Raw genomic sequence first — 1722 nt, 5'->3', positions numbered from 1 at the left:
GCGGGTCTCGCGGCGCTCGGCACCCTGATCTTCGCCCAGCGGGTACGCCTCCTCGTCGCGCACCGGGTCGAGGACCCGGCCGGGCTGGTCGCCGCCGAGGCGGCGGTGACGGCGGTCGACGAGGACCGCGCCGAGCTGCGGCTGTCGGTGAAGGAGCGGGACGACTTCTTCTCCACGTACTTCGTCAGCACCTGGTCGCCGTACGTGGTCCGGCTCGCGGCCCGGCTGCGGCTCACCCCGACCGGGGTCACGGTGATCTCGGTGCTGTTCGCGCTGGCCGCCGCCGTGCTGTTCGGGGTCGGCGGGCGACCCGCGCTGGTCGGCGGCGCGGTGCTGCTCTACCTCGGCTTCGTGCTGGACTGCGTGGACGGTCAGCTGGCCCGCTACACCCGGCACTTCAGCGCGTGGGGCGGCTGGCTGGACACGATGGCCGACCGGGCGAAGGAGTACCTGGTCTACGCCGGCCTGGGCTTTGGAGTCAGTCACGCCGGGCTGGGCAACGGCTGGGCGTTGGCGATCGCCGCGATGACGTTGCAGACCGTCCGGCACATGACCGACACCTGGTACGGGGTGCTGCACGACGAGGCGGCACGCCGGCCCCGGACGGCGGCGGGAGCCAGCGGCGGTATCGGTGACCGGCTGAACGCCGCGTCGACGCGGGTGCAGGCGGACACGGGCTCGCTGTCGTACTGGCTGAAGCGGACCGTGGTGTTCCCGATCGGTGAGCGGTGGGCGCTGATCGCGCTGACCGTGGCGCTGTTCAATCCGCTGGTCAGCCTCATCGCGGTGCTGGTCTGGGGTGGGTTGGCGTTCGCGTACACCGGGGCGTTGCGCACGTTGCGGGCCCGCTGGATGTGGGTGCCGGTGCTGGACACGGTCGACGCGACCCTGCACCGCGACGACGGCCCGCTGGCCCGCCGGCTGCCGGTGGTCCGCCCGATGGGGCCGCTCACCCTGGCGGTGATCGCCGCGCTCGGGCCGGCGGTGCTGCTTGTCGTCGCCCTGCTGGGCGACTCGCCGGCAGGGCTGCGGTGGGCGGTGCCGGTGGCGTTGCTGGTGCTGCTGGCCGGTGGCCTCGGCGCCGGGGCCGCGCACAACGGCCCGCTGGACTGGCTGGTGCCGGCGGCGCTGCGGGCCGCCGAGTACCTGTTCGCGATCGCCGTCGGGGTGGTCGGCGACGCGCCGGGCTGGCTGATCTTCGGCTACGTCTTCGTGCTCACCGTGCACCACTACGACCTGACGGCGCGACTGGAGAAGCGGCAGACGGCGCCGCCGCTGCACGTCGCCACGCTGGGCTGGGACGGACGTTCGGTGCTGCTGGCCCTCGCGGCGATTGTCGGCATCGTGAGTATCGCCATGGCTACACTCGGTGCGTACCTTCTCGTGGTTTTCGTGGCGAGCGTCGTCCTGGCCTGGTTCGTCCGGCCGGCCCGTAGCGCGCGGGCGTCGGCCGCGCCGGTGGGCGCGGGAGGTGTCGCGCCGCGCTGACGGAGGGACGGCCGGATGACCCTGATCAGTTTCGTGGTGCCGGCCTTCCGGGTGCAGGGATATCTGCGCGAGTGCCTGGACTCGGTCCTCGGCCAGCCGGTGACCGACCTCGAGGTGATCGCCGTCGACGACTGCTCGCCCGACGCCAGCGGCGAGATCATCGACGAGTACGCGGCCCGCGACCAGCGGGTCCGGTCGGTCCGACTGTCGGAGAACGTCGGCCTCGGTCCAGCC

Annotated in this window: 2 protein-coding genes; both read left to right on the top strand. The window is 73.0% G+C overall.

Annotated elements, in window-relative coordinates; all coding sequences use genetic code 11:
* A partial coding sequence (locus AB0J68_RS31935; RefSeq protein WP_363942573.1) for a DUF5941 domain-containing protein occupies positions 1–1488 on the top strand: 1488 nt, incomplete at its 5' end.
* Between the two features lie 15 nt (positions 1489–1503).
* A partial coding sequence (locus tag AB0J68_RS31930; protein ID WP_363942571.1) for a glycosyltransferase family 2 protein occupies positions 1504–1722 on the top strand: 219 nt, incomplete at its 3' end.

This window comes from Micromonospora sp. NPDC049580 (genome assembly GCF_040675595.1).
Taxonomy (GTDB): domain Bacteria; phylum Actinomycetota; class Actinomycetes; order Mycobacteriales; family Micromonosporaceae; genus Micromonospora.
Note: the sequence above shows the minus strand (reverse complement) of the source record. Positions and strands in the feature narration are given on the sequence as shown.